This is a genomic window from Rossellomorea sp. LJF3 (assembly GCF_037046045.1).
Lineage (GTDB): Bacteria > Bacillota > Bacilli > Bacillales > Bacillaceae_B > Rossellomorea.
Map to the genome: position 1 here is coordinate 13,677 of NZ_JBANLY010000014.1, position 26,673 is coordinate 40,349.

General features: G+C 48.5%; 29 protein-coding genes. 8 read left to right on the top strand and 21 right to left on the bottom strand.

The features are described from left to right. Positions 1 to 125: 125 nt before the first annotated feature. The gene (locus tag V8G47_RS13765) at positions 126 to 614 is read left to right on the top strand and encodes a DinB family protein (protein ID WP_336200622.1); all 489 of its coding nucleotides are present in this window, start codon (positions 126 to 128) and stop codon (positions 612 to 614) included. Between the two features lie 170 nt (positions 615 to 784). On the opposite strand, the gene V8G47_RS13770 is transcribed toward V8G47_RS13765, so the two are convergent. From V8G47_RS13770 to V8G47_RS13790, 5 genes are all read right to left on the bottom strand, one after another. Next, the gene (locus V8G47_RS13770) at positions 785 to 1,546 is read right to left on the bottom strand and encodes a hypothetical protein (protein ID WP_336200623.1); all 762 of its coding nucleotides are present in this window, start codon (positions 1,544 to 1,546) and stop codon (positions 785 to 787) included. 299 nt (positions 1,547 to 1,845) lie between these two features. After that, positions 1,846 to 2,454, bottom strand: a complete 609-nt coding sequence (locus V8G47_RS13775) for an FMN-binding negative transcriptional regulator (RefSeq protein WP_336200624.1) — start codon at positions 2,452 to 2,454, stop codon at positions 1,846 to 1,848. Between the two features lie 57 nt (positions 2,455 to 2,511). Then, positions 2,512 to 3,195, bottom strand: a complete 684-nt coding sequence (locus V8G47_RS13780) for a zf-HC2 domain-containing protein (RefSeq protein WP_336200625.1) — start codon at positions 3,193 to 3,195, stop codon at positions 2,512 to 2,514. 2 nt (positions 3,196 to 3,197) lie between these two features. Next, a complete protein-coding gene (locus V8G47_RS13785) occupies positions 3,198 to 3,677 on the bottom strand; it encodes an RNA polymerase sigma factor (RefSeq protein WP_336200626.1) in 480 nt (159 codons plus the stop codon). Positions 3,678 to 3,846: 169 nt separating this feature from the next. Continuing rightward, positions 3,847 to 5,181 (bottom strand): methyl-accepting chemotaxis protein, encoded by a 1,335-nt coding sequence (locus tag V8G47_RS13790; protein ID WP_336200627.1) that lies wholly within the window; start codon positions 5,179 to 5,181, stop codon positions 3,847 to 3,849. Positions 5,182 to 5,491: 310 nt separating this feature from the next. Between V8G47_RS13790 and V8G47_RS13795 the strand changes: the two genes are divergently transcribed. After that, positions 5,492 to 6,325 carry a YitT family protein gene (locus tag V8G47_RS13795; RefSeq protein ID WP_336200628.1) on the top strand — a complete coding sequence of 278 codons (834 nt, stop codon included), beginning with the start codon at positions 5,492 to 5,494 and terminating at the stop codon, positions 6,323 to 6,325. 533 nt (positions 6,326 to 6,858) lie between these two features. Here the strand turns inward: V8G47_RS13795 and V8G47_RS13800 are convergent. The 7 genes from V8G47_RS13800 to V8G47_RS13830 form a co-directional block, all read right to left on the bottom strand. Then, on the bottom strand, positions 6,859 to 7,146 hold the full coding sequence (locus tag V8G47_RS13800; protein WP_336200629.1) for a Gmad2 immunoglobulin-like domain-containing protein: 288 nt from the start codon (positions 7,144 to 7,146) through the stop codon (positions 6,859 to 6,861). A 133-nt stretch (positions 7,147 to 7,279) separates the two neighbouring features. Then, a complete protein-coding gene (locus tag V8G47_RS13805) occupies positions 7,280 to 7,687 on the bottom strand; it encodes a hypothetical protein (RefSeq protein WP_336200630.1) in 408 nt (135 codons plus the stop codon). A gap of 123 nt (positions 7,688 to 7,810) precedes the next feature. After that, positions 7,811 to 8,218 (bottom strand): RidA family protein, encoded by a 408-nt coding sequence (locus V8G47_RS13810; RefSeq protein ID WP_336200631.1) that lies wholly within the window; start codon positions 8,216 to 8,218, stop codon positions 7,811 to 7,813. A 66-nt stretch (positions 8,219 to 8,284) separates the two neighbouring features. Then, positions 8,285 to 8,992: a DNA alkylation repair protein gene (locus V8G47_RS13815; protein ID WP_336200632.1), complete on the bottom strand. Its 708-nt coding sequence runs from the start codon at positions 8,990 to 8,992 to the stop codon at positions 8,285 to 8,287. Positions 8,993 to 9,034: 42 nt separating this feature from the next. After that, positions 9,035 to 10,144 (bottom strand): GerAB/ArcD/ProY family transporter, encoded by a 1,110-nt coding sequence (locus tag V8G47_RS13820; protein ID WP_336200633.1) that lies wholly within the window; start codon positions 10,142 to 10,144, stop codon positions 9,035 to 9,037. 21 nt (positions 10,145 to 10,165) lie between these two features. Continuing rightward, positions 10,166 to 11,383, bottom strand: coding sequence for a Ger(x)C family spore germination protein (locus V8G47_RS13825; RefSeq protein ID WP_336200634.1), 1,218 nt, complete (start codon positions 11,381 to 11,383; stop codon positions 10,166 to 10,168). Next, positions 11,373 to 12,989 (bottom strand): spore germination protein, encoded by a 1,617-nt coding sequence (locus V8G47_RS13830; RefSeq protein WP_336200635.1) that lies wholly within the window; start codon positions 12,987 to 12,989, stop codon positions 11,373 to 11,375. The genes V8G47_RS13825 and V8G47_RS13830 overlap by 11 nt, the downstream gene beginning before the upstream one ends. 123 nt (positions 12,990 to 13,112) lie before the next feature. Here V8G47_RS13830 and V8G47_RS13835 point away from each other — a divergent pair, with 123 nt between their 5' ends. From V8G47_RS13835 to V8G47_RS13850, 4 genes are all read left to right on the top strand, one after another. Next, entirely contained in the window at positions 13,113 to 13,337 is a 225-nt protein-coding gene (locus V8G47_RS13835) for a hypothetical protein (protein ID WP_336200636.1), read from the top strand. 256 nt (positions 13,338 to 13,593) lie between these two features. Further along, a complete protein-coding gene (katG, locus tag V8G47_RS13840) occupies positions 13,594 to 15,810 on the top strand; it encodes a catalase/peroxidase HPI (RefSeq protein WP_336200637.1) in 2,217 nt (738 codons plus the stop codon). 136 nt (positions 15,811 to 15,946) lie between these two features. Continuing rightward, on the top strand, positions 15,947 to 16,489 hold the full coding sequence (locus tag V8G47_RS13845) for a helix-turn-helix domain-containing protein (protein ID WP_336200638.1): 543 nt from the start codon (positions 15,947 to 15,949) through the stop codon (positions 16,487 to 16,489). After that, on the top strand, positions 16,486 to 17,262 hold the full coding sequence (locus V8G47_RS13850; protein ID WP_336200639.1) for a phosphatidylserine decarboxylase: 777 nt from the start codon (positions 16,486 to 16,488) through the stop codon (positions 17,260 to 17,262). Before V8G47_RS13845 ends, V8G47_RS13850 begins: the two co-directional genes overlap by 4 nt. 324 nt (positions 17,263 to 17,586) lie before the next feature. Here V8G47_RS13850 and V8G47_RS13855 read toward each other — a convergent pair whose 3' ends face one another. The 7 genes from V8G47_RS13855 to V8G47_RS13885 form a co-directional block, all read right to left on the bottom strand. After that, positions 17,587 to 18,063, bottom strand: a complete 477-nt coding sequence (locus tag V8G47_RS13855) for a DMT family transporter (protein ID WP_336200640.1) — start codon at positions 18,061 to 18,063, stop codon at positions 17,587 to 17,589. 12 nt (positions 18,064 to 18,075) lie between these two features. Next, complete coding sequence (locus V8G47_RS13860) at positions 18,076 to 18,771, bottom strand: Crp/Fnr family transcriptional regulator (protein ID WP_336200641.1); 696 nt, start codon at positions 18,769 to 18,771, stop codon at positions 18,076 to 18,078. Between the two features lie 15 nt (positions 18,772 to 18,786). Then, complete coding sequence (locus V8G47_RS13865) at positions 18,787 to 19,212, bottom strand: DMT family transporter (protein WP_336200642.1); 426 nt, start codon at positions 19,210 to 19,212, stop codon at positions 18,787 to 18,789. 276 nt (positions 19,213 to 19,488) lie between these two features. Beyond that, on the bottom strand, positions 19,489 to 20,031 hold the full coding sequence (locus tag V8G47_RS13870) for a DUF3231 family protein (protein ID WP_336200643.1): 543 nt from the start codon (positions 20,029 to 20,031) through the stop codon (positions 19,489 to 19,491). 173 nt (positions 20,032 to 20,204) lie between these two features. Next, on the bottom strand, positions 20,205 to 20,825 hold the full coding sequence (locus V8G47_RS13875) for a TetR/AcrR family transcriptional regulator (RefSeq protein ID WP_336200644.1): 621 nt from the start codon (positions 20,823 to 20,825) through the stop codon (positions 20,205 to 20,207). After that, a complete protein-coding gene (locus tag V8G47_RS13880; RefSeq protein ID WP_336200645.1) occupies positions 20,779 to 22,044 on the bottom strand; it encodes an MFS transporter in 1,266 nt (421 codons plus the stop codon). The genes V8G47_RS13875 and V8G47_RS13880 overlap by 47 nt, the downstream gene beginning before the upstream one ends. Positions 22,045 to 22,211: 167 nt before the next feature. After that, entirely contained in the window at positions 22,212 to 22,670 is a 459-nt protein-coding gene (locus tag V8G47_RS13885; protein ID WP_336200646.1) for a geobacillin-26 family protein, read from the bottom strand. Positions 22,671 to 22,809: 139 nt separating this feature from the next. On the opposite strand from V8G47_RS13885, the gene ahpC reads away from it, so the two are divergent. Continuing rightward, complete coding sequence (gene ahpC, locus V8G47_RS13890; RefSeq protein ID WP_113971351.1) at positions 22,810 to 23,373, top strand: alkyl hydroperoxide reductase subunit C; 564 nt, start codon at positions 22,810 to 22,812, stop codon at positions 23,371 to 23,373. Positions 23,374 to 23,386: 13 nt separating this feature from the next. Then, positions 23,387 to 24,913 carry an alkyl hydroperoxide reductase subunit F gene (gene ahpF, locus V8G47_RS13895; protein ID WP_336200647.1) on the top strand — a complete coding sequence of 509 codons (1,527 nt, stop codon included), beginning with the start codon at positions 23,387 to 23,389 and terminating at the stop codon, positions 24,911 to 24,913. Between the two features lie 94 nt (positions 24,914 to 25,007). Here the strand turns inward: ahpF and V8G47_RS13900 are convergent, their stop codons facing one another. Beyond that, positions 25,008 to 25,865 (bottom strand): protein phosphatase 2C domain-containing protein, encoded by an 858-nt coding sequence (locus tag V8G47_RS13900; protein WP_336200648.1) that lies wholly within the window; start codon positions 25,863 to 25,865, stop codon positions 25,008 to 25,010. Positions 25,866 to 25,959: 94 nt separating this feature from the next. Continuing rightward, the gene (locus tag V8G47_RS13905; protein WP_336200649.1) at positions 25,960 to 26,640 is read right to left on the bottom strand and encodes a diphthine--ammonia ligase; all 681 of its coding nucleotides are present in this window, start codon (positions 26,638 to 26,640) and stop codon (positions 25,960 to 25,962) included. Positions 26,641 to 26,673: the final 33 nt, after the last annotated feature.

A 26,673-nucleotide genomic window follows, 5' to 3' on the forward strand; every position in this document is an offset into this window, starting at 1 on the left:
GTTAAAAACAGTATACCGCTAATAACAGCACACTGTCAATAACAGTATATAAAATGGAAGTAACAACGAGTTCAACATGATACAATAAACAAGAAAGTATCATTTAAAAATCAGGAGGGAATACCATGTTCACATCCAAAAACGATTTCCTACAAGAATGGAAACAAGAATCCGCAGTCACCCAAAAGGTAATGGACGCACTGACGGACGAGTCACTGAAACAGGAAGTGGCACCTGACCTGTACAGCATCGGAAGCGTTGCCTGGCACATCACCGGAGCTACATACTACTTCCCGGCACAAGTCGGCATCACGTTTGAAGTGCCGGACCTTCGCAAAGAAGCGCCGCAGTCCGCTGCAGAAATCAGTGAAACCTATAAGCTCGTCAGCGACCGTCTCGTAGAAGCCGTTTCTGAGCAAGTGTCAGATGAAAAGATGAACGAAATGGTCAATCTCTTTGGAATGGAAATGCCGGTTCAAGCCGTATTCCGCCTGTTGATTCAGCATCAGGCTCATCACCGTGGTCAATTGACGGTCCTCATGCGTCAGGCTGATTTGAAAGTGCCTGGCGTGTATGGTCCGAGCAAGGAAGAAATGGAAGCGATGAAGGGTTAACGAGTGAGGGACAGCCGGCGAGTGCCGGCTGTTTTTTTGTCGTGTGCACGGGGACGGTTCTTCTGGTGTGCACGGGGACGGTTCTTCTGGTGTGCACGGGGGTGTGCACGGGGACGGTTCTTCTGCTTCCATTTTCTCCGAAGAAGAAGCACGAGAACCGTCCCCATGCTTCATTTTATGTTTGTAGCCTGAAGTCCCGTGTCGCATGCAGGGCCGCTTTGAATTTTCGCACGAAGATCCTGGATGAAAGACTCCGCATCCTCCATATAAATCAACGCCTTCTTCACCATTTTCCTCTGCCCGAAATACCCTCTCGCCTCAATCGGTTCCTTGAAGATGATTTCATACCTCAATTCATCGATCATCCCGAAGACGCGGGTGAACACCCTTGGCAGCATGGCGACATGAAACACATTTTTCTCATGGATGATGCCCCCGCTTTTTGCATATTGGGTCCTGGCCGGCTGAATGGCCGAAACATCCTCTAGGTTAAAACAAAGAGACCTCCGCACGCCGATTTTCATCTGGACCCCGTTTCCCTTGAACGCAATCGGGGAGTTCCGGACAAGATTATAGTCCCCGAGCATATAAAGAATGCTGTAGACATGCAGCACGACAAGAATATCCGCCCGAAGAGGATCCACGTCTTTTAAATAGTAATGAAACGCGAACGCTTCGATCACCTGTTCATGAAGAAGCGCGATGAACAGCCAGAAATAGTTGGAGCCTTTGTGATAGGCATAGGTTCCTTCAGTCTGCCTCACTTTCCACTTGAACAATGCATAGTAGAAAACAATTGCCTCTTTCTTTAGAATCGTGATGAAGGGATTCTTCTCCATGTGGCCTCTTCTATATTTTATAAAAAGAATGATGGCACCGATGTCCGCCAGTACAATCAGGATAACGAGTGAGATGGTGAGTTGAGTATCCATGGCCTTCCTCCTTTAGGTAGTGACTGATATCAGTCAGACAAATCCTCTTTCGAACGAACATAAAACCATATATATCCTTTTATGGAATTATCATCTTAAATGTAAGATATCCTGTGTAGGATGTATAGGATTATTTACCGTATTTTCTTAATAGACAAGGGATTGTGACAGAATGGTTAATAAATGGAAACTAGGGAGGAGTTTTATAAGGAGAGGAAGTTGGCTTGTTTTAAACGTAAAAGCCAGGTGGACAGTCTATCATGTTCACCTGGCTTTTATTACGACCTATGCTCTTTTTCTTATTTCAAATTCCCCTTCATCCAAGCAGCAATCTGCTGTTCATCCGTGGTCGGCTTCTGCTCAAGCTCTCGGATCACCCGCCCTTGCCTCTCAGTTGAATGGTTTTGACTTAGCTTCGCCTTTCCTTCCATCTGATTGATCTTAATCTTGAACCCTTGTACTCCCTTGCTCATACCGGCGATCAGCGCAGGGTCAAGATTCCCCAGGCTGTAGGAACTGTCGGGGGCTTCGAACGTTGATACCAATTCATGTAGCGATTCGACGAGCTCATGGTCGTCCTCGACAAGCTCGACTTCTCCGTACATATGGACCGATACATAGTTCCAGGTCGGGACGGTTTGATTCGTCTCGTACCAGGACGGGGAGATATAACAATGAGGACCGTGGAAAACGGCCAGCACCGTTTGCTGTTCGATTTCTTTCCACTGGGGATTCGGCCGGGCAAAGTGTCCGTATAAGTGGGTTTTTTCCTTGTTTAACAGGAGCGGTAAGTGCGTCGCAACAGGCTTCCCATCGTGCTGGGAAAAAAGCGTTGCAAAGCTGTGATCTTGGATGATCTTGTTCGCTACCGATTGATCCGTGATCATAAAGTCTTTTGGAATATACATTGTGATCCACCTTTCTTTTTAAGAAAAAGGAAGCAGGAGAACCGTCCCCTTGCTTCTTTAAAACCCAAATCTCTCTTTTGCCTCTTCACTTGCATCGGGCAGCTCCATTCCTTTTTTCCAGATCAGTGTTCTGTCATCAGATGTTCCGAAATAGATCGCTTTGATTTTCTGACTCCGGATGTTTTCCTGTTCGGGGATATCGATGAAATCATACCCTTTCTCCAAAGTAGATAGAGGCTGTGCTTTCTCCTTCACAACCGGACGCTTCGCAGTGATGTAGAAGTCCCCGTTGTCGTCCAGGCTGTATTTTAGGGTATTGACACTGTAACCATCATCTATGTTCAGGTGATACATAATTTTCCCGTCTCCCGTTTCACTGACATCACTGATTTCCGCCTTGTCTGCCGGTACACTGGTGATCTGCCATTGGAATAAGCCGAGATAGGCGAGAAATAGAAATGCAAAGGTCAAGGCGGAGATGGAGATCCCTTTCACAAATGACTTCTTCCTACCCTGTTTCCAAGTAGCGGCCATCCTTTTGATGAGGCGGTCATCGGTTGTTGAATCCACTCTCTTTTTTTCCGTGATGGGCAGGTCTGCCTTCATCCGCTTCCATTTCATTTGACACTGTTCGCAGTGTGAAAGGTGCTCTTCTACCATATTCTTGCTTTCCTCACTGCATACGTCATCTACATAAAGCGGCAATATATCCTCAATGATTTCACACGGTACTTCCCTCATCGTCATTCCTCCTTTACTACATCCTGTATTTTTTGTTTTGCCCGGTAAAACGTGACCCTTGCCCAGTTTTCTGTCTTTCCGAACAGCTCACTGATTTCCCTGAACGAAAGCTCCCCGAAGATCCGCAGGGTGAATACTTCCTTATATGGTTCAGCCATGGAATGAAGGGCTTTATGGACAAGGAAGGCGGCTTCTTTGCTTTCCATCAGCTTCTCGAGGATCAAGTCACCGGGTTGGTCCTTCCCCTCTTCCGTGACATACCGCTTTTGCTTGGAGTAATGGGTGAAGTATGTATTTTTCGCAATCTGGCACAGCCATACGTTCATCTTAGAATGGCCTTGAAATGAATCCATGCTCTTCAATGCTTTGAAAAACGTTTCCTGAGTGATCTCTTCCGCGAGCTTCTCATCACGGCTCAGGGAGAGTATAAATGCGTACACTTCCCGGAAATATTGATCATAAATCTTTTCAAACTCTGTCACCCGCCTGCCCCCCTTCCTAAGTAAGACTGTGATGGCGTAATTTTGTTACAAAAAAAATTCAGAACTTATATTAATCAATTTTACTGGACGGATATCGGAACGGATACAATAAAATATGCCAAGGGGAATGTTCCCTTGGCATACCATTACTTAGGGGGATGATCGAATCTCAGAGTTCCCCATTCACTTTAAACTGGCTCAAGTCCCCGCGAAGATCCCGTGACATCCCATTGAGCATGTTGACGTTGGATGCGATTTCCTGCATGGAGGCGGCTTGTTCTTCTGAAGCAGCACTGACCGTCTGTATGCTTCCCGACGTCTGGTCGGCGATGACGGCAATGTTCTCGATCATGGTCAGCATGTTGACCGTGCTTGCGTTCACTTCCTCGATGATGGCTGAGACTTCATGGGTCTGGCGGGAGACATTCTCGATGTCGCCGGTGATTTCCTTGAAGCTGTCCCCTGTGCGGTCGACCATCACGATGCCGCTTTCGATGATGGTCCTGCCTTGGTTCATCGATTGGACCGCTTTGTTCGTTTCCGATTGGATCTCCCCGATGATGAGGCGGATCTTGTCCCCGGCATTCCCGGATTGCTCGGCAAGCTTGCGGACTTCTTCTGCCACTACCGCAAATCCCTTGCCGTGTTCACCGGCCCTCGCAGCTTCAATCGTTGCGTTCAGTGCAAGGAGATTGGTTTGATCGGCAATGCTCGTGATCATCTTGACGATTTCGCCGATTTGATCCGATTTACTATCAAGGGCCTGAAGTAATTCGGATGTCTCCCCAACCGACTGTCGGATTTCCTGCATGCGTTTCACCGTATCCACTGCTGCCTCATTTCCTTTTGCTGCCTTAGCACTTGCCGACATGGACGTTTTAGCGACGGATTGGATGGCTGCAGCCGATTGTTCCATTCCTTCTGCGATTTCCTTGGAAGCAATCACGAGTTTTGCCGAGCTTTTTGCCTGCCCCTCGGAACCCGCTGCCACCTCCTGGATGGTCGACGTGATGGCATCAATCGCTTTGGTATTTTCTTCTGCGATGGAATTTAACTGGGTTGAATAATCACTGACCTTTATCACCGTCTGGTTGGATTTATCAAGGAGATCACCGAGGTTCGCAACCATCTTATCAAATGAATGGGACAGTCGGCCGATTTCGTCATTGGACCGGCTATTTACGGCTACCGTCAAATCACCTTGAGCCGCCTGCTTGATGGCTCCTTCTACTTTGTTCAATGGATTGATGATGAGAAAACGTACAAATAATGAAATGATCGTTGTGGTCACAAGTAATGATATGAGTGTGTTGACATAAACACCGTAACTGCCATCGATGTAGTCTTTGATGAGGCCGTTTATGTAAGCGGAGATGGGGGTGCTGATCAGCAAGCTGATGACGATCGAAGCGATCATCTTGAAATCGATCCGTTGTAATCGTCTCAGTGAAATTGCGGAAAAATCTGTCAATTCAGGGGACTTCTTTGCTTTTATCGTACTCATTCTCATTTCATCCTTTCGACAGTCCAGCCGCCATATTTTATTGTTTTTACCTTGAACCCCAAACGACATATACCTTCCTTTCCCTTAAAATTCCAATTATTTTTGGTATTACATTTTAACCTTAGCACTTCTGACACGTTTCGACAATTATTTTATTACGCTAAAACGAAAAATAAGTAATCCGAAAGATCTAATTTTAGAATTCCTCATCAAGCCATCATCCACCTTTTAAAAAACAACCAAGGGACCTGTCCCCGCGGTCCCCCATGTGCTATAGTATCCTAGTATCAATTGAGAACGGAGTGAGCATATGAATTCAACAACGAAAGAAATCACACTGATCATTATCGGCTCCTTATTCTTCGCCCTCGGGGTCAATTTGTTTGCGATTCCGAATGAGCTTGGGGAAGGCGGCGTGACGGGGATTTCGATGATTCTTTACTATGTATTCGATTGGTCGCCGGGTATCACGAACTTCGCCATGAACGGGGTTCTGCTCGCGATCGGATATAAGGTTTTAAATAAACGGGTAACCTGGTACACCATGCTTGCCATCTTCTTTACCTCCCTCTTCATTCAATTAACAGAAGGGATGGGGGACTCTGTCGACATTATGCTTGGCACCGTGTTTGCCGGGGTGTTCATCGGGATCGGACTTGGCCTTGTCCTGCGTTCAGGCGGGACGACAGGTGGATCCACGATTGTGGCCCGCATGCTCAACCAGCGATTCGGATGGGGTGTCAGTACGAGTATGTTTGTGTTCGATATTATTGTCGTCCTCAGTTCCATGTTCGTCATCGGAATTGAAAACACGATGTACACCGGGATTTCCATCTATATCAGCACAAAGATCCTCGATTACCTGATCGACGGATTCGATACACGGAAGGCGGTCACGATCATCTCCCAGGATACCGATGCCATCGCCGAGAAAGTCAGCGCCAAAATGGACCGTGGCGTCACCATCATCAACGCAAGAGGTCACTATTCAAAAGCGTCGAAAGATATCTTATATGTCGTGATCAACAAACAGGAGCTCTTCTTACTGAAGAAAATGATCCAGCAGATTGATGAGAAAGCATTCGTTGTCGTTCACGATGTGCGGGATGTGTTTGGGGAAGGATTTACGTTTCCTAAGACGTAAGCATGGGGACGGTTCTCGTGCTTCCTTTTTTTACAGAGGGACAGGTTCCTTGGCACCATCCAAAAAGGCGGGAAGACATGGGTCTGAATCGTTCTGTCTTATGGTGGTTTTATAAAGATATGTGTCGTATCGAGTAAAAAAGGAGAACTCGCCATTGGCGAGTTTCTTTATTCTACTTATGAAACGGTACATCAAATAGATGATGGCCCATGATAGAAGAACCTGCAAAAGTAAAATAAGCGGAGATATTCCGGTTACATTCAGTAGGGTACTTGTTTTTGGGGTAAATAAGCGGAGTTTTTCCGCTTACGCACAGAAAAATCACCTATTTTTTGTTCTTTTAAGTAAATAGGCGGAATTTTTCCGTCTAATTCAGCCTTTCTTAAGTCGTGATGACGAATTAAGCGGAATTTTTCCGCCTATTCTCCCGACCGATAAGTGCGGTCCCTCTAGTGCTCTGGTCAATTGATGTATCCACCGAAAACGGAATCGCATAGCCTAGGTCATCCAGCTTTTCTTCATTCTGACCTTGCCTATTCCCTTGAAATCGGAATTTCAAGGGAAACCATCTTCGACCCCTCTTTTGCTGAGTAGTAAAACAACCCCACTCTTGTGACTAATTCATTTTTAAACGTAATGGTAAATTCACCCCAGGCAGGGGCACCATCTGTTTGGTAGTTGCTTGTTTCCACTTCGTTGTCCCCAGCATAAAGAGCATATTGAAAGACCCCTTCAAACACTCGTGCCTTCCCAGTGAACATGACTTCATCACCAGACTGAGTGACTGCCACAGCTTTAAAGACCTCATTCTCATAAATCATATTCCCTACATACTACCGTATCACCATCTCCATGCTTCTCTCATTTTCAATCCGTCCATTTACACCTTTTTAAAAAAATTGATGACTTTCTGTAAAAATACCGAAAAAATAAAACATGGACAGGTTCCTTGGCTCATTTGGGCCTGGGAACCTGTCCCTCTTTTAACCTCTGTAAACATTCCACCACAATTCCCGGCTGATCTTTATGTACCTCATGGTCACTCCCCTCCGCAATGACAAGTTCCCCCATTTCTGATAACTGTGCAAGCCCTAGTTGCAGTTCACGCCACTCCTGTTCATGAAGCAAAGCTTCCTCTTCCGGTATGCCATATTCAATGTAAGGCTTGGCAGAGAGTTCTTCATCTCTTGCGATGACAATCAGGGGGATATTCGGAAACGATTTACCAGACTTGATTTCGGTGCAGCTCGTGGACCAGTTGGTAAATTCATCGGCAATCGTCTGGTAGAGGACAGGATTTGTAAGAAACGCTTCCTCCTCATCTGACCATTCGTTATTCCTTTCTTTATACGATTCTTCCAATTCAGCTCTGCTGTTTCCTGGTTGAACTCAGAATGTGTTAACATACATCCACTCCCCTTCCAAATGCAACAGTGGGGCAGGTCCAGAGTCTCAAAACGAGCCGCGGTACCTGTCCCTCTGGTTTTATACTTTCCTAATCGCCGCAACCGCCTCAATTTCCACCAACTGATCAGTATATCCGAGCACTGTCACTCCCGATAATGTACTCTGAACGTCATGATCCCCAAACTCTTTTCTTATCGCCTCCCAAGCTGTCACTAAATCGGACCGATGATGAGACGCAACTAGGACACGGGTGTAGACGACGTCCTTCAAGGAGGCACCACTCTCTTTCAGTACTTCCTTCATATTTTCCACACACAGCTTGGCCTGAAGTGCGTAATCCTGTGCATGAGGAACGTCCCCTTTTTCATTCAGAGGACAGGCACCGGCTAAAAAAAGGATGTCCATGTCTGAAGGGACTCGTGATGCATAGGCATAATCAACATGGGCTAAATGTGCTGATCGGATAAAGGATATATTACTAGTCATAGTGTTCCTCCCATTTGTTCTTACGGGACCTGTCCCTATGGTTTCTTTTAATCTATTAAACTAAACCTAACACCTCACATACTTCCGCTTAAACCCGATTCGCCCCTTCTCCACCTGTTTCTGAATATCATCGGCAGACTTCAGGACACTATTTTTCTTCCCTTCCCTGACCATCTCGACAGGACCGATTTCCTTTGCGGTCTCGAGGGCCTCTTCATGAAGGGGAACATACGACACCCCCACGGTCCCGACGAAGTTATTCATCGCCGATTTCGTCCGTTCCGGTGCATCGTGGATCGTGTCTTTCACTTTCTGGAGCATTCCCCTAAGCTTCTCTTCGGAAAACTCTTCGTCCTTCCGGTTCCCGAGGAGCCAGCAGTAGCAGCTCCAGCCCGCGGACATTTTCAATTCGTCCCCGCTTGCAATCCACTTATCTGCCACATCCTGCGCAATGTCGGCTTCTGACAAGGTGACCGCCACCACGTAATCGGACAGCATATAGAAGTACGCCACTTCGATCCAGCGGTCAAAGTCCGCTTCGGTCATCACTTCCGGGTCGGCAATGACGCCGGCAAAGTACATGGCATCGTAATTTCCCGTAGCGTATAACTCCTCTGCCAGGGCCTGATCCTTCTTGATTTCCTTCGCCATCGGCTTCATGGCACCAGTTGCGACGCCAAATACCGGCTCACGGGCACCGTTCGATAGGTACATTTTCTTCGTTCGTTCCTTGCCGAGGGCTTCCAGTTCCTTCATCACGGTTTCCAGATCCATTCCATCCACTTCCTTTATTTATCCATCTTATATGTATTCTTCTTACATCGCCCTGTCCCTTTTATTTTTTCTATTTTTCACGAAAGCGATGAGAAGGAGGAGAATCGGAGTGACGACCAGCAGAGGCAAATGCAGCACGTACATGGCTACCTTCAGCCCTTCATGGATATGTTCCTGGAAATTGCTCGCAATCGACATCGACATGAATAGGACAATCAGACCGAGTGGATAGGCGAGTCGTGATGGCGATTGAATCTTGAATACGCTTGCCGTTCCGATGACCGCCGCATAAAAGAAGATGCTGATCTTCAAGAAAATCCCAATCACCAATCCAAGCATAAAGAAGACATCCAGGCGTTCCAGAAAGTCGGCCACCTGTATCGACTGGACCGTACTAAGAAGGGGGAATTGGGAACGGGCCGTCAGATCCACCCCAAGGACACTGATATTGATGAGCATGGTCAGGATCAGGTTGATGCCACTCAATCCCGTGGCACAAAACATCGTCAACTTCGCCTTCTTGGGATTATTCAAATACGGCAGGATCATCGTAAAGACAAAGGCTTCCGTAAACGGGAAATACAAGGTTTGGGTGAAAGTCACTTTCAGGACTGGCATCAATCCTTCTTCGAGGACCGGCTGCAGGTTGGTGAAATCGATGAGCCCGGAAACGACGATCAGGATGAATCCAACGACCGACAGTGTAAACATGAACATAAACAGCAGTTCTCCCGACCGTCCGATGACTTCGATCCCCTTCCGGACCGTATAGATAATAACCAGCATCAAGAGGGCATTCGCAATGAATAACGGAGTTTCCGGATACGCAAAGGTCAGCAGCATTTCACCAAAGTCCCGGAGAACCCTTGACGCGTCATACATAAAATAAAATAGATAAAGAAAGGCAAGGGCCGTCCCTGCCACTTTTCCGAGAATCTTCTGCATGTATTCCGTCGGCAGGAGGTCCGGATAATACGTGTACAGTTTGTGATAGACGAGCAACAGGACGAAACTTGCGATCATCCCGAACATGATTGCAAGCCACGCATCCTGTTTCGCATCGATGGCAAGAGGGACGAGTAAAGAGCTTCCCATTTCAAATAACACCATTAAGACAAAGAGCTGAATGTTACTGATGTTCGCCTTTTCCACTTTACGTGTCCCTCCTTTTCCTCACGCTTCTTCTAAGCTTGAAAGAAACGATTTATTCCGTAGTCCGGCCCGTCGGATGTAGGCTTCCACCGTAACATCCACCTTCACATCCGGAAAATAAACCTCGTTCCACATCTCTTTAAGCCTATTCCAATCATCCGGTCTCGAACGGCGGATGACTTGGTCAAAACCAAAGATGTCCGCTTTATTGGCTTGGGCCTGCTCGATCGCTTTTTTTATTTCTCCTTCAATCGCTTTTTCGACCTTTTTTTCCATTTGTGGAATCATCTTACCATCGGTGATGTCGATGGGCTCACTCATCTCTCCTATGCTTCCTTCGACCCGTGTGTGAATCGAGACATGTGGCCGGCCGTTCTTCATAACGCCTGACACGGTCGTTTTTTGCCGGTTCGTTTCATAGGCGATGGCTTCTTTCTTTCCTTTCCAATCAATGTTGATGTCCGTCCCCTGGATCTCATCCCTGATCCACACGGTTCCCCTTGCCGATTTGCCGTATTGCCAATCGACTAATTTCCCGTCTTTGATAATCCCGATCCCACTGGCTTCAAGGGTGGCTTCAGGTTCACTTCCCTGGATATTTTCAGGCAGGCCTGCTTGCTTTGGGTCGCCAATAAGACGAAACCCCGAGACAACGGTCGCCCCTTTGGATGAATGAAGCCCTTTCATCACGTCCTGAATCGACGTCTTTACATTATGTCCCCACTTCTTCTGGGAGAATTCCAATGTCTTCAGCACCTTATTTGCAGGAGTCTTATCAACGGGGGTCAAGGTACGGAGCAGATCTTCAGCCGAAGAATGATTCGCGATCACCATCGTCGTCGTGATCCGGAATTCATGATCCCGGTCGATGGCATCGATGAAAGTCGCTACTCCCTCTTCCCTCGCAAGCTCCTCCCCGATCACGACCAGATTGGTATGGGCATAATACAATCTCCGGGAGATCTTGCTGGATGCGCGCCTGCTTGCTTCTACTAAATTATTCCCCATAGCCGAATAAATCGTCACTGGTGGGCTTTGAGTACTGCCGCCCCACATGCTTCCAGCCACGTTCCCGGGATTGATGATCTGAAGGGTCATGACATACTTCCCGTCCTCCGTTTTATCCACACCCATTGCGGCTACGATGGCAAGGTCGGTCAACTCTTTCTTACTCCAACAGCCCGAAAGAAAAAAGGAGATGGACATCACGATGAAGAGCATCTTCATTTTACGAGCCATTGTGATCGCCTCCTTTGCCGTCTCCTTTGACCATCGTACGGGAGGCAGGGGATTCAGGGCCTTGATTGGCACCTTCCCGAACCGCATTCGCACTTATGAGGCGCGGTCTCTGACGGAGGGTCCACCAAGGCAGCCGCACAAAGGTATCTTTATTATTCACCGGGATGAACGGAGCAAACGGGGCCATATAAGGCACACCGAAAGAACGGAGACTGCATAAATGGACGACCATCAAAAGGAAGATCAATATGATCCCGTAGAATCCAAAGGTCGCGGCACCGATCATGAATAAGAAGCGGATCAGACGCGCCGAAATCGCCATATCAAATGATGGCGTGGCAAAACTCGCAATCGCCGTGATCGATACGATAATGACCATCGCCGGTGACACAATGCTCGCTTGCACGGCTGCCTGTCCGATGACAAGGGCACCGACGATCGAGACGGCAGAACCGATCGCTTTCGGCAACCGGATCCCCGCTTCCCTCAGGATTTCAAACGTGATTTCCATCAGGAGGGCTTCCACGAATGCCGGAAACGGAACCGATTCCCTCTGGGCGGCTATCGCCACAATGAGCGTCGTCGGCACCATTTCCTGGTGAAAGGTCGTGACCGCCACAAAGGTCGCAGGGGCAATGAGGGAAATCGTGAACATCAAGATGCGCAGCAGCCGGATCGATGTCGCAATATCAAAACGGGCATAATAATCCTCTGCCGACTGAAAAAATTGAATGAATAGGGCAGGAGCGATCAGCACAAAAGGGGTTCCATCCACAAAGATGGCGATCCGCCCCTCAAACAGATTCCCTGCCACTACATCCGGCCGTTCCGTGTTGAAAATCGTCGGAAACGGCGTCATCGTTTGATCTTCAATCAGTTGTTCGATATACCCCGATTCCAAAATGCTGTCGATGTCGATCTTCTTCAATCGCTGCCGGATCTCCTCGATCACTTCTTCATTGGCAATGCCATGTATGTACATCAGCGTCACGTCGGTCTTCGTCACGCGGCCGATCTTCATGGATTCAAGCCATAAATCAGGGGTCTTGATGATGCGCCGTACCATCGCCGTATTGGTCCCGATCGATTCCGTAAACGCCCCCTTTGGCCCGCGGACGACCATTTGAGTGGTGGATTCCGAAATGGAGCGCGTTTCGCCCCCTTTCGTGCAGGCACTCAACGCCTTCGCAGTCCCGTCCACCAGGACAATCGTGTCACCTCCCATCAACGAGCCAAACAGCTCCACCCACTTATCGGTCGATGACATATTCCCCACCGTCATCATGTCTTCCGAAATCAGACTGATCGCATCGTCTTCATTCAACTCTTCCTTATGATCATCCTTCATCATGGACTGCAGCAGGAACTCCTGAATCGATTGATTGTCGACGATCCCTTCTACATACACAATCGCCGTTTCAATAGAGGCCTCCTTTCCCATTTTCAACCGGCGGATGATGACATCTGGACTGTTCCCCGTTTTTTGCCGGATCATATCGAGGTTGACGGATAATGAACGTTGTATATATTCTTCCGAGGTATCAGAAGCTTGGTTTTCTGGTTGTTGGTTCTTCTTTGGTTTACGGCCTTTAAAGAACGAAGACATAGATCCCGGCACCCTTCTCTCATTTTTTATTACTGTAACCATAAGAGGGATATTTATGTAATTTTTAACAAAGGAATGAACCTCCATCCATGGGAAGAACCTAAGGGAAGGAGCGTGATCTGCATGAAAGTCATGGGTATTACACTATTAATGATGGGATGTTTAATGGGGTTTTCATTAGGCCTCGATATTCTTCAAGGTTTCGACGTATCAAATGCCTTGCAAAATGCCGTCAGTCCCTTTCGCGTCATGGAAGTGGCCGAATTGGTTGTCCTCTCCTTCCTGCTCTTTCTCTTTTTTGGTGAAACGGCCTATGAGGTGATCAAGAAAAAAAGGGCAAACAAATAAAAAAAGATGAGCTTCTCCCCACTCATCTCCTTTTTTGCTTGATCATCCCTCTATGTGTCCTCTCGCAAATTTTTCATCCTCTCTTCCTCCATTCTTTTAAAAAACTCCATGTAAAAATTCACCATCCAAAGAAGCTTCACGCTTTCAATAACCATTCTCATCTTTTATAATGATAATTAAGAATTATTATAATTATCACACTATTTTTGTGGTAGTTTGCTTTGCCCCATATTTTAAAACAGGAAGGTGAATCGTAATGGAAAAAGAAAATCGCCCTGATCAAAAGGATCACTCCGCAGCATCCGGAGAATGTCCGTTCACTCATCACAAGGATAGTGCCATCACGACGACGACAGCTCCTGGAGGAACGACGAACAAAGAATGGTGGCCGAACATGCTGAACCTCAGCATCCTTCGCCAGCATGACCGGAAGTCCAATCCTATGGGGGAAGACTTCAATTATAAAGAAGAATTCGCAAAGCTTGACTATGATGCATTGAAGCAGGATCTCCACAATCTCATGACAGACAGCCAGGATTGGTGGCCCGCCGACTACGGTCACTACGGCCCCTTCTTCATCCGTATGTCTTGGCACGCAGCAGGTACATACCGCGAAACGGACGGTCGCGGAGGCGGTTCCTCAGGTTCACAGCGCTTTGCTCCACTGAACAGCTGGCCGGATAACGTCAACCTCGATAAAGCCCGCCGCCTGTTATGGCCGATCAAGCAAAAGTACGGCAACATGATTTCATGGGCAGACCTCCTCGTCCTGACAGGTAACGTCGCCCTTGAATCCATGGGCTTGAAGACCTTCGGATTCGGTGCCGGCCGCGAAGACATCTGGCATCCCGAGGAAGATGTGTATTGGGGCAACGAGAAAGAATGGCTGGCCGACAACCGTTACTCCGGTGACCGGGAGCTTGAGAATCCACTCGCTGCCGTTCAGATGGGTCTCATCTACGTGAACCCGGAAGGACCGAACGGCGAACCGGATCCACTGGGAAGTGCCCGTGACATCCGCGACACATTTGGACGCATGGGGATGAACGACTACGAAACCGTCGCCCTGATCGCAGGCGGTCACACATTCGGGAAAGCCCATGGAGCCGGTGATGCCGAGCTTGTCGGAGATGATCCGGAAGCTGCCGACATTGAAAACCAGGGACTCGGCTGGCTCAGCTCATACGGCAGCGGAAAAGGACGTGACACGATTTCAAGCGGTGTCGATGGTGCCTGGACAACGAATCCGACGAAATGGGATAACGGCTACTTCGACCTTCTATTCGGCTACGAGTGGGAGAAGACGAAGAGTGCAGCCGGCGCTTCCCAATGGACGCCGGTCGGGATGACTGAAGAACATATGGCTCCGGATGCCGAAGATCCGTCCATCAAAGTGAAAACGATGATGACGACGGCGGATATGGCGCTCCGCATGGATCCTGATTACGAAAAGATCTCCCGTCATTTCTATGAAAATCCGGAAGAATTCGCCGACGCCTTCTCCCGTGCCTGGTTCAAGCTACTTCACCGTGACATGGGTCCGAAAGCACGCTACTGGGGTCCAGAGGTTCCGGACGAAGAATTGATCTGGCAGGATCCGGTTCCTTCAGTGGACTACGATCTTTCCGACAGTGAAGTCTCTTCGCTGAAAGAAAAAATTCTTGATACCGGCTTAACCGTAAGCGAGCTCGTGAAAACCGCCTGGGCATCCGCCAGCACCTACCGCGGTTCCGACATGCGCGGCGGCGCGAACGGTGCCCGCATCCGCCTCGCTCCTCAGAAGGACTGGGAAGTGAACGAGCCGGCTCAGCTCGAGAAGGTACTGGGTGTCTACGAAGATCTTCAAAGCAAGCTTGATAAAAAAGTCAGCCTTGCCGACCTGATTGTTCTTGGCGGAAACGCAGGTATCGAAAAAGCAGCGCGTGAAGCAGGCTTCGATGTGACCGTACCATTCTCACCTGGACGCGGCGACGCAACGGCGGAGCAGACCGACCCTGACAGCTTCGGCGTATTGGAGCCGGTATCAGACGGATTCCGCAACTATCAGAAGCAGGAATACGCCGTCAGCCCGGAAGAAATGCTCGTGGACAAATCACAGCTCTTAGGACTGACCGCTCCTGAAATGACCGTCCTGATCGGAGGCATGCGTTCATTAGGCGCCAACCACGGCGATTCAAAACACGGCGTCTTCACGGACCGCGTCGGTGCATTGACGAACGACTTCTTCGTCAACCTCCTCGACATGGGCATCGAATGGAAACCGGCCGGCTTCAATCAATATGAAGGCCGCGACCGCAAGACCGGTGAAGTCGTCAGAACGGCTACCCGCTTTGACCTGGTATTCGGTTCGAACTCCGTGCTCCGTGCCCTGGCAGAAGTGTACGCGCAGAATGACAATCAAGAAAAATTCGTCCATGACTTTGTTGCCGCATGGGCAAAAGTGATGGATGCAGATCGGTTTGATTTAAGATAATGTATAGTGTGCCTCTTCCTTGATGGAAGGGGCTTTTTTGCACTGATCCCATTCATCACTCCTACAATTCCGTTGACAAAGCCCCCTCCCTCCATTATTATCAATATCGATAACAATCACAAAAGGATGTAATCGAATGACCCAAATAGATACCGACCTATTTCTCCACCCGGTCCGCATGCGGATCATCCAACACCTTTCAAAGGGGACCGCTACGGTACATGAGCTGAAAGAATGGATGGCGGATGTCCCCCAGGCCACCCTTTACCGGCATTTGAACCGGCTGACGAAGAATAAAATCATTCATATCGTCGATGAACGGAAAATCCGCGGTGCCGTCGAGAAAACCTATGCCATGCAGGAAGACAGCCCCTATATGACGGTGGAAGAATTGGAGCAGCTGTCAGGCGAAGAACATCTTAAATTGTTCATGACCTTTCTATCCTCCGTGACGGGACAGGCCAGGAGTTATCTCCTGAACGACCCGGATCTTGCCCGGGATTCCTTCGGATATAACCAGCTGGATCTTTACGTGACACCCGGCGAGCTCAAGGAGTTGACTGCAGGCATGAATGAGCTTCTGAGTAAATTCAAATCGAACAGACCGACGGATGAAAACGAAAAGATATCTCTCATCCAAATGCTTATCCCAGAACCCAAAGGACGTGACCACATATGATCAGAACCAAATTTTACCGAAAAGTATTCGAACTGAACGGCCATCCCATCATCGCCAAAGGATTGCGCTCATTCGCCCAATCCAAGGTGAGCAAACCGTTCATCGCTTCTTTTGCCAAAGTCTATAAGTTGAATATGGAAGAAGCCACGCGGGGACTCCGTGACTACGGATCGCTTCATGATATTTTCACGCGGGAACTGAAGTCGGATGCACGACCGATCGCCGATTCTCCGGATGCATTCGTCAGCCCGTGTGACGGATATTTATCCGTCGTCGACGACTTGACACCTGAGAGCACGTTCATGGTAAAGGGTCAGGATTACACGGTGGAAGAACTGCTGGGTTCTGCTGAGAAAGCTGCCCCGTATGCCGGCGGTCAGGTTCTCATCTTTTACTTGAGCCCGACCGATTATCATCGGGTCCACGTGCCGATCGATGCCACCGTCGAGGAAGTCTATACACTCGGGAAACACGCCGATCCCGTGAATGAACTGGGACTCACACATGGTGTCCGTCCCCTTACCAGGAATTACCGGCTCGTCTCCCGTTTTGCTGTGGCAGGATCGCCTCTTGCCCACGTCATGGTCGGGGCGCTGAATGTGAACTCGATCGTCCGGACGAATATGAGTGACGTCGTCCACCGGGGAGATCCTTACGGGTACTTTTCATTTGGATCGACGGTCGTGGTTTGTTTACCCAAAGGAAAGTTCAGCTTTACACGGGAAAAAGGACCGGTGAAGATGGGTGAAGAGATCGGGAAGTGGCATTCTTAAAAAATGGTGCCTCACTTATGCGTGGGGAGTTCTCGTTCAGCACCAGAACTGATAGATAACCGGAGAATCTCCGCTTAATTAGGAATGAAGTGTTAAAAAGGCTGAAATAGACGGAAAGATTCCGCCTATTCACTCAAAAAATACAAATATAAATGTTTTTTTCTAGGCGTAAGCGGAATATCTCCGCTTATTTATCCCCAAAACAGCTTCCATCCTATATTTAGCCGGAATATCTCCGCTTATTTCACCTTGGTTCTTCTACAACTATCAAAAAAAACGCCTGCTCCCCAAAAGGGACAGGCGTTTTTTCTATCTGACCGTACATCAAGCCCCGATACTCTCCCGTACTTCTTCCTCATTACCTTCCGTCCGCTTCTCCAACTTATACACAAGCACCCCACCGATCAGCAAAGCGATCCCGAGCAGCTTTTCCCAGGACAATGAGGACGGTTCAAACCCGAACCAGCCTCCCGTGTTGACGATGAATGCGATTGTGATCTGCGAGATAAGTGCGATGGAGATCGCATACGCCGGGCCGATCAACGTGACTCCCCTCATCAGGAAAAACACGATGCCGACACCGAACACCCCGCTGAAAAGAAATACAGGATTGACGCCGCTAAAATCAAACAGACTCTTATCTTCCATACTATAAAAAACCGGCAGCGAACAGACGAGGCCGAGTCCAAGCACCAGGCTCGTTGTGGCCCATGGTCCCGTCTTTTCACTGACACGTGCGTTGAATACGTTTTGCAGGCTGATTAATATTCCTGCGATGATGGCTAATCCGATTCCAAACATGTGAGACCCTCCTTATTCATAGATGTTTCCCTTCGCAAGGCTGCTGAGTTTATCCAGATCCTTGATGGTGATGGAACCGTTGACCCGTTCGATGAGGTCATCCGTCGCCATCTTCTTCAGCACCCGGTTCAGGTGTCGGTAGCTCGTGCCGATCCATTCGGCGAGCTCCATGAGGTTCGACGTATGCATTTCCTGATGGAACATGGTCCCTTCCCCCGCTTCTGATATCGACAGCAAATAGCTTGCGAGGCGCACTTCGACGGGGTACAGCATATGCATGCTCGTGATATGAGATTCCGTGTAAAACTTATGGGCCACCGTATCAAACAGAAAGCGCATGATGGCGGGATTTTCCTTCTCAAGAGCGGCCAAATCATCGAAACAGACCGACAGGAACACCCCGTCCGTGACGGCTTCCACCGAATTGAGGACTGCCGTTCCCTTCGAATATTCCACATCCCCGATCAGGGCCAGGGGCCGCTTGAACCGGTTGATCAACAGCTTGCCTTCCGGTGTATGGGTGAAAATCTTGATCTTCCCTTCCATGAGGAAATACAGTTCATCTAGTTCCTCCCCTGTGGAAAATAGGACATCCCCTTTTTCAAAGGAATAGATGTTGATATGTTTTCTGAATTCAACCGGAAATAAATCGTCCAGCTCAAATTGAGCGATATATTGGTCTGGATTTGCACCTTGAATTTCTTTCATCGTCCGACTCCTTTTCTACAATTGAAACAGGATGACTCCTGCAAGCATCATCGTAAGCCCGACCACCTGCCGCGTTGTAACCGGGATTTTCTTTTCCCCGAACCATCCTTTAGACTCGATGAGAAAGGCCGTCCCGATCTGTGCCACAAGCAGGATCGCAATCGCTGCTGCCGGCCCGATGCTGTGGATCGCCGTCAGTTCCGAGAACACCACGATCACGCCGAACGTGCCTCCGATCAAATATAGAAACGGCACCTCTCTGAAGCTCTTCCCTTTTCCATCCCTTGTTTTCATATAGATGGTCATCGAAATCGCAAACGCCACGAGGTGGACCATCGACGTCGTATGCCACCCGCCGATCGCGTCACTCATCCGTGCATTAAAGATCCCCTGCATCGTAATGCAAAGCCCCCCAAACAGGGCAAATAAAGTACCTTTCATCGTACAACCTCCTATTCTTTGTTCTATTAAATAGGAGGTTGTGGTTTTGTGAAAGGACATATGTCCTAAGGTTGTGCCGATGGGGGATTGGGTATGCGTTTTCATGTGTGATTCCTGGCGCACAGGGATCATTTATCGACGAAATGTTGATTATACCGTAAACGTAAAAAGATCCACACCTTCAATTGAAGATGCAGATCTTTTTACGTTTACTCGCTATTCCCACTATATCAGCGAAATTCTCATTTAACAGCGATTCCCCTAAAGAACGCACCTCTAAGGTGAACCCGGAGGATTATACTTCGGGGGAACTCGCAGCCAGCCCCTTGATATCATCACGTTCTTTAATGGTGCAGCGATTTTCATCAGGTTGATCTGGATGGAAAAGAACATCAGTCCGACATCGGTCCGGACGGTCTTGGACATGGCCTGAGCGCAATAGGTGATGGATGTTGCCACTTTAACTGAGATGAGATTCGCAATCTCATCATCCGACAACTTGACCCCTTCCGGCACGGCACTTTGTTCTGACAGTGGTTTCTTAGGATTGACCAAGGGCAATGGGACTCCTTCTTTTAAAAGGAACTTCTCTATTTTTTTCGTATCCAGCATGCTTGCTTCCAATGCGCTCTCTAACACATGTCTCAAATCTTTGTCCGTCGTGGTGTTCAGTCCCACCTGATAGAGGGCATGGGCTTCGTGAAAGGCTGTGAAGGCGGTCCAAAGATCCATCACTTCACCAACATGGAGCGGGGGCTTGGGTGCTTCATCTGTAAAATTTTTCATGATGGCTGATATCGCTTCAAATACGTGGGTCATTCTTCTACCTCCTGATTGCTTGTCGCTACTATTATTCCTTATTATTTGGCTGTCATGCAGAAAAAGGGAAAGGTACCGAGGACCCCACTGGTCCAGAGTGCCTTTCCCTTTGCATGTGGTATAGGAAATGGTGCATTTATCAGCAGAATTTTCAACATCTCAGCAATCTTCCCCTACTCTCCAACACCCAATCCCCACTTCACATATCCCATCAACCACTCGGTCTGTTCCTTCAATTGGATCGTCTCAGAGTCGAGGATCGCATGGTCCATCGCCATCCCATCGATATGGGAAATGATGCTTTTGGCAATCACTTCAGGCTTAAATCGGGGTGAGAATTCCCCTGCCTTGACACCTTCATGGATGATGTCGACCGTCATTTGGTAGGCCTGAAGGAATCGTTTCCTTGCGTGTTCCTTCCTGCTTTCATCGTTGCGTCCAGTAATGAAATATTCAAGCTTGGAAGGGGCCAGGGCGTCCATGTCATTGGTTGCCTCTTTGCTTTCCCCGAGAAAACTCATGAGCAGGACGTCCCAATAAGAACCCTGCTGCTTCCTCATCTCCTGAATGGATCCTTCGACAACCTCCATCAGCTCATCTTCAATCAAGGCTTCGAAAAGATCCTCTTTATTTTCAAAATATTGATATAATCCTCCCCTGCTGACGCCGGCCCGTTCCATGACGTGCTTCATGGTGGTGTTTTCATAGCCGTGCTCGCAGAAGACTTCCCGTGCGGCTTTCAATAAGTTAGAGCGGCGTTGCTCCTTGTGCTCCTGACTGACTTTCGGTGACATCCGTCTCCTCCTCTACTTTATGTCTTACTGCAATGGATACGAAGAATAATACGATCAATAATGAACCGGTGATGATGAAAGACGGAATGATCCCGATCACCGTGGCAAGGGCTCCCCCTGCGAGCGGTCCGATAATGGTCGCCGTTGTGGTGGTACTGTTGACGACACCGAATACCCTGCCCGTCATGTGAACCGGTGTTTTCTCCTGGGTCGCTGCCTGGAACGGGATGAAGACGAGGCCGGCAGATGCCCCTGCCATCATTCCCAGCACCGGGACCCACAGCATGGACAGACTCAAATCATAATGCGTCAGGATCCCCATCAAACCAAATCCCAACCCGATGCCGAATACCCCGATACACATATAGACGAATGCATTATAATCGGTCTTTTTCGATAGATAGATGCCTGTGATCAGCATCCCGACACCCGCGCTTGCCACGAGATATCCCAGAAGATTCGGTGAAACATCCGTCAACTGGCGCAGCAGGACGATGAACTGAGAATCCGATAATTGGAGAATCAATAAGCTGATCCCCAGTAAAAACAATCCATATAATAAGAAACGGCTTTTCTTAATGAACGAGAATCCGACTTTGATTTCCTCTTTGAAGGAAGGTCCGTCCCCCTTCTCCTCTTCCACTTTCACTTCTTTCACGGCTTTTGGTAAAAGGAAGATGAAGATCGCAGACAGGAAAAAGGTGGCGGAGTCCAGATAGAAGACATTGTACGTTCCGATCAGGGACACGAGGATCCCGCTTACGAGGGGCCCGATGACCTTCGTACCTGAATCGATGGTGGATGAAAGCGACATGGCCCCCTTGATGTTCTCATCTGCCACAAGTTCCTTCAACTTCCCATTCTTCGCCGGAATGAACACAGAAGAGAAGATCCCCGTCAGGAACAAACAGCCGTATACCATCCACACATTCGTCGCCAGGGTCAGGAGCAGAATCAGCACACCCCTCACCAAATCGGAAAACACCATCAACGTCTTCCTCTCCATCCGGTCCGCAATCGTTCCCGTGATTGGTCCGAATAAAGCCATCGGCAGCGCCAGACTTAGAATGATCAACGACATCTGCATCGGTGTTGCTTCCCATTTTAACCCAACCAGCGTAATGATCGCCACAATACTCAACCAATCACCCAAACCCGAAATCGCCTGCGCCGTCATCAACGTAATGAACCCCTTATTTTTCCGCAAAGAAGATTCCATTTCCCATCGCCCCTTTATTAAAAATGACATTAGTGTCGTTTTCTTACTCTTAGTATATCGACACGAGTGTCATTTTGCAACCAGCTTTTTAAATTTTATAAAAAATAGGTATACTTACCTTATAAAAGGGGGCTGCATATACCTAAACCGCTTTACACCAAATAGCCTCATTCCACCAGCAGTGATCCATAATAATACCCTGCATCCTGAAGAGCAGCCTGCATATCCATATAATTCGTCAGGGCAAAATAAAGCCCAATACCTCCCAAACAGGCAATAATGATCCCAGCTGACCTAGGAACATGTTTTGTTTTTTTATAAAAAATCATTGTCGTGATGCAGACAATGACAACATATACAGCCGATATGATCATGGTGAATCGGTGAGCTGACGCTTCGTTTACCGCTTTCCGAAAACTCTTCAGTGCTTCTTCGTTTTCACTATTTTCCTGGAATGTCTTCTTCCGGTTCTCATGCCCGATTTCCCAAGTTAGCGTGCGATCTTCCATGCTCATTTGATAATGGAAACCACCCGCACTTCCTTCTTGGATCCCCTCGGATGTTTCGGCATTGATCTGCAGTGGAAAAAGTATGAGCAAGAATAGTAGTATCATAGCTTTTTTCAACATAAAATCCCCCTCTTCTAAAACAGAATCTTTTCCCTTGACAAAAAAACGCATTTATATAATAATGAATATCGAATTAGAATTATTACAATCTGTTAATGATTCTCAATCATAACCACTACTAGGAGGAATTTACACTATGTCATTAATCGGTTCACAAGTCGTACCATTTAAAGCAGAAGCATTCAAAGACGGTGAGTTCATCACTGTTACAGACGAAAGCCTGAAAGGTCAATGGAGCATTTTCTGCTTCTACCCTGCGGACTTCACATTTGTATGCCCGACAGAGCTTGAAGACCTTCAGAATAACTATGAAACTCTTAAAGAGCTTGGCGTAGAAGTGTACTCAGTTTCTACGGACACTCATTTTACACATAAAGGCTGGCACGACAGCTCAGAAAAAATCGGTAAAATCAAATACGCAATGATCGGTGATCCGTCACAACGCATCACTCGCGGTTTCGATGTATTAAATGAAGAAGATGGTCTTGCTGACCGCGGAACATTCATCATCGACCCGGATGGCATCATCCAAGCAGTTGAAATCAACGCTGGCGGAATCGGCCGTGACGCAGATATCTTAGTAAGCAAAATCAAGGCGGCACAATATGTGCGCAACAACCCAGGCGAAGTTTGCCCGGCTAAATGGCAGGAAGGTTCTGAAACACTTAAGCCAAGCCTTGATCTAGTTGGTAAATTATAAGGAGTGCTAAAACATGCTCGAAGCAGATATTAAAGCACAATTAGAACAATACCTGCAGATGATGGAAGGCGACATCGTCCTGAAAGTCAGTGCAGGTGACGATGACACGTCGAAGGAGATGCTCTCTCTTGTGGAAGAGCTCTCTTCCATGTCATCCCGCATCTCAGTGGAAACAGCAGAACTGACAAGAACACCCAGCTTCAGCGTGAATCGTCCTGGTGAGGAGACCGGCATCACGTTTGCCGGGATTCCCCTTGGACATGAATTCACTTCCCTGGTCCTTGCCCTCCTGCAAGTGAGCGGCAGAGCACCGAAAGTGGATCAAAGCGTGATCGATCAGATCAAAAGTGTCAAAGGTGAACACCACTTCGAGACGTATGTCAGCCTAAGCTGTCATAACTGTCCGGACGTGGTTCAGGCACTAAATATCATGAGTGTCCTGAACCCGAACATCACACACACGATGATCGACGGAGCTGCATTTAAGGAAGAAGTGGAACGCAAGAACGTCATGGCCGTTCCTGCTGTCTACCTGAATGCGGAATTCTTCAACGGCGGCCGCACGACTCTGGAAGAAATTCTTTCTAAAATCGTGGAAGGTCCCGGTGCGGATGAGCTATCGGATAAAGATCCGTATGACGTCCTTGTCGTCGGTGGCGGACCTGCAGGATCCAGTGCGGCGATTTATGCGGCACGTAAAGGGATCCGCACGGGAATCGTCGCTGAACGCTTCGGCGGTCAGGTCCTTGACACGATGAGCATCGAGAACTTCATCAGCGTGAAGCAGACGGAAGGTCCGAAACTTGTGGCTAGTCTTGAAGAGCATGTGAAGAATTATGGCATCGATGTCATGAACCTTCAGCGTGCAAAACGCCTCGAGAAGAAAGATCTTGTGGAGCTTGAGCTTGAAAACGGTGCAGTCCTGAAGAGTAAGAGTCTGATCATCTCGACAGGTGCCCGCTGGCGCAACATCAACGTTCCTGGTGAACAGGAGTTCAAGAACAAAGGAGTGGCATACTGCCCTCACTGTGACGGACCACTGTTCGAAGGCAAAGATGTCGCTGTCATCGGCGGAGGAAACTCCGGTATCGAAGCAGCCATCGACCTTGCAGGAATCGTCAAACACGTTACGGTCCTTGAGTTCAACTCTGAACTGAAAGCCGACGACGTACTGCAAAAACGTCTTTTCAGCCTGCCGAACGTGACCGTGATCACGAACGCACAAACACAGGAAATCACCGGTACGGATAAGGTGAACGGCATTACCTACACCGACCGTGATACTCATGAAGAGAAACACATCGAACTGCAAGGCGTATTCGTCCAAATCGGACTCGTTCCAAACACGGACTGGCTCGGCGACCTTGTAGATCGCACGAAATCCGGTGAAATCATCGTGGACAAACACGGTGCCACCAACGTCCCTGGCGTATTCGCCGCAGGAGACTGTACAGACAGTGCCTACAACCAGATCATCATCTCCATGGGATCAGGAGCCACCGCCTCACTCGGCGCATTCGACTACCTGATCCGTAACTAAAGAGATTGAGAGGTTCGTCCCTTTTTTGAGGGACGGACCTCTTTTTGTCTTGAGGGGAGAATCTTTCAGATGGGTTTGGAGGTCCGTCCCTCTCTTAGGCCCATCCCCCAAAGTCCATGACGATACCGGCTTTGTCGTCGCTTTTCTTGAATCTTGGGTAGGTGATGCATTCGGGGTCTGATTCTTCTAGGTCGATCAGGTCTGCAGCATATTTGCTGATCCCTTTTTCGAGGATGCTGCACGCTGTATATTCCCAATACGGTTCCCCCTCTGGGATCGATTCCGCCGGCAGGAATAACCCATCGGTCAAGAGGATCAGATGGGTCAGCCCGACCTTGTTGATCTTCCCGTATTCAAAATACTTGAGAGCTTCCGGCTCCCCGTTCAGGACTCCATATCCCCCTTCCGCATTGCTCAGCTGTCGGTTCGCAATCAGCTGCTCCTTCACGTGGGGCATGATTTCATCTTTTGTTCTGAACCCTCTTCGGATGCACTCTCTCCACATTTCAATCACCGTCTCTTCCAGATGCTCTACCTGCAGCCTCGTCAAGGGACGGACCTCCCCGCTTTCATAGACGGCAAGGATCATACAACCCCCGGTCTGGATGAACTCGATCCCGCTATCCTCCACGCGGACTGCTGCAAGGGCCGTCCCCCACAGCTGTTCCTTTTGATTACCATCAATTTGATATTCTGTCATTTTCATATGTAAACGTTCATTGATCCTGGTCAATGCCTCATACAATGATGGATCCCCTGACTCCATGGATTCCAACGCACCCTTCACTGTGTGGGAAGCAATGTAGCCCCCTGTCAGATTTTCTTTTGAGGTGAAAGGGACGAGGGATGATACCCCGTCTGCGACACCGAATAGGGACTGTCCCTCATTGAAGATCAAAGCATCCTCGTTTAGAGGTCCGTCCCCCTTGATGGTAATGTGGTGCAGTTTCATGTGAACACTTCCTTACCAGAAATATACTTTTTTGGGTAAAATGGGCTCCCAGGAGTTACTTAACATCGATTCTAGGAATATACCTAAATCCGACTCACTTCGGGACCACATCCCGAAACAAAAAGCGGTCCCGGCCCGTGACCACGTCCGGCGTCACCCTCTCCTCCCCGAGCTCGTATCGGATCGGAAACTCAAAGTTCGGACCGTCAAACACAAATGTATGGAACTCTCCATTTTCTCCGCACACATCACAGTTCTCAGGATAGTCTCTTAAGAAATCCGCATTATATACTCTCCCTGCAAACGACCGATCCAACTGTTCCATATCGATACAGGTAAGCACCGTCTTGAATCCACGCTCGATAAATTCACGCCCCAGTTCTCCTACGTCCCGACCCCACAACGGAAAAACCGGCGTAATGCCTGTCCCTTCTAGCATCTTCTCCCGATATGCCCGTACATCCGCAAGATGGATATCCCCGAAGATCATATGTGTGACCCCGTCCTCCAGCATCCCGGAAACGGCTTTCCCCATCCGCTCCTGATACACTTCATTCGGACAGTCCTGGGGGATCCACACCTCACGAAGCGGAATGCCAAGGGATTTCGACTGCCGCTTCAACATCTCATACCGGACCCCGTGGATCGATACCCGGTCGAACCCTTCCGTCAGCGTCACGAGGAGCGAATCCACCTCGTATTCAGGATTTTGATGTATGTTATATAATGCCAGAGTGGAATCCTTTCCACCGCTGAATGCTATGACTGTTTTCATGTTGACCTCCCTGGTTTCCAATAAGTATTCTCA

Coding starts and splice junctions, on each gene's coding strand:
- V8G47_RS13765 (WP_336200622.1), top strand. CDS start 126: ATGTTCACATCCAAAAACGATTTCCTACAAGAATGGAAACAAGAATCC.
- V8G47_RS13770 (WP_336200623.1), bottom strand. CDS start 1,546: ATGGATACTCAACTCACCATCTCACTCGTTATCCTGATTGTACTGGCG.
- V8G47_RS13775 (WP_336200624.1), bottom strand. CDS start 2,454: ATGTATATTCCAAAAGACTTTATGATCACGGATCAATCGGTAGCGAAC.
- V8G47_RS13780 (WP_336200625.1), bottom strand. CDS start 3,195: ATGAGGGAAGTACCGTGTGAAATCATTGAGGATATATTGCCGCTTTAT.
- V8G47_RS13790 (WP_336200627.1), bottom strand. CDS start 5,181: ATGAGTACGATAAAAGCAAAGAAGTCCCCTGAATTGACAGATTTTTCC.
- V8G47_RS13795 (WP_336200628.1), top strand. CDS start 5,492: ATGAATTCAACAACGAAAGAAATCACACTGATCATTATCGGCTCCTTA.
- V8G47_RS13800 (WP_336200629.1), bottom strand. CDS start 7,146: ATGATTTATGAGAATGAGGTCTTTAAAGCTGTGGCAGTCACTCAGTCT.
- V8G47_RS13810 (WP_336200631.1), bottom strand. CDS start 8,218: ATGACTAGTAATATATCCTTTATCCGATCAGCACATTTAGCCCATGTT.
- V8G47_RS13815 (WP_336200632.1), bottom strand. CDS start 8,992: ATGGATCTGGAAACCGTGATGAAGGAACTGGAAGCCCTCGGCAAGGAA.
- V8G47_RS13825 (WP_336200634.1), bottom strand. CDS start 11,383: ATGGCTCGTAAAATGAAGATGCTCTTCATCGTGATGTCCATCTCCTTT.
- V8G47_RS13830 (WP_336200635.1), bottom strand. CDS start 12,989: ATGTCTTCGTTCTTTAAAGGCCGTAAACCAAAGAAGAACCAACAACCA.
- V8G47_RS13835 (WP_336200636.1), top strand. CDS start 13,113: ATGAAAGTCATGGGTATTACACTATTAATGATGGGATGTTTAATGGGG.
- katG (WP_336200637.1), top strand. CDS start 13,594: ATGGAAAAAGAAAATCGCCCTGATCAAAAGGATCACTCCGCAGCATCC.
- V8G47_RS13845 (WP_336200638.1), top strand. CDS start 15,947: ATGACCCAAATAGATACCGACCTATTTCTCCACCCGGTCCGCATGCGG.
- V8G47_RS13850 (WP_336200639.1), top strand. CDS start 16,486: ATGATCAGAACCAAATTTTACCGAAAAGTATTCGAACTGAACGGCCAT.
- V8G47_RS13855 (WP_336200640.1), bottom strand. CDS start 18,063: ATGTTTGGAATCGGATTAGCCATCATCGCAGGAATATTAATCAGCCTG.
- V8G47_RS13860 (WP_336200641.1), bottom strand. CDS start 18,771: ATGAAAGAAATTCAAGGTGCAAATCCAGACCAATATATCGCTCAATTT.
- V8G47_RS13865 (WP_336200642.1), bottom strand. CDS start 19,212: ATGAAAGGTACTTTATTTGCCCTGTTTGGGGGGCTTTGCATTACGATG.
- V8G47_RS13870 (WP_336200643.1), bottom strand. CDS start 20,031: ATGACCCACGTATTTGAAGCGATATCAGCCATCATGAAAAATTTTACA.
- V8G47_RS13875 (WP_336200644.1), bottom strand. CDS start 20,825: ATGTCACCGAAAGTCAGTCAGGAGCACAAGGAGCAACGCCGCTCTAAC.
- V8G47_RS13880 (WP_336200645.1), bottom strand. CDS start 22,044: ATGGAATCTTCTTTGCGGAAAAATAAGGGGTTCATTACGTTGATGACG.
- ahpC (WP_113971351.1), top strand. CDS start 22,810: ATGTCATTAATCGGTTCACAAGTCGTACCATTTAAAGCAGAAGCATTC.
- ahpF (WP_336200647.1), top strand. CDS start 23,387: ATGCTCGAAGCAGATATTAAAGCACAATTAGAACAATACCTGCAGATG.
- V8G47_RS13900 (WP_336200648.1), bottom strand. CDS start 25,865: ATGAAACTGCACCACATTACCATCAAGGGGGACGGACCTCTAAACGAG.
- V8G47_RS13905 (WP_336200649.1), bottom strand. CDS start 26,640: ATGAAAACAGTCATAGCATTCAGCGGTGGAAAGGATTCCACTCTGGCA.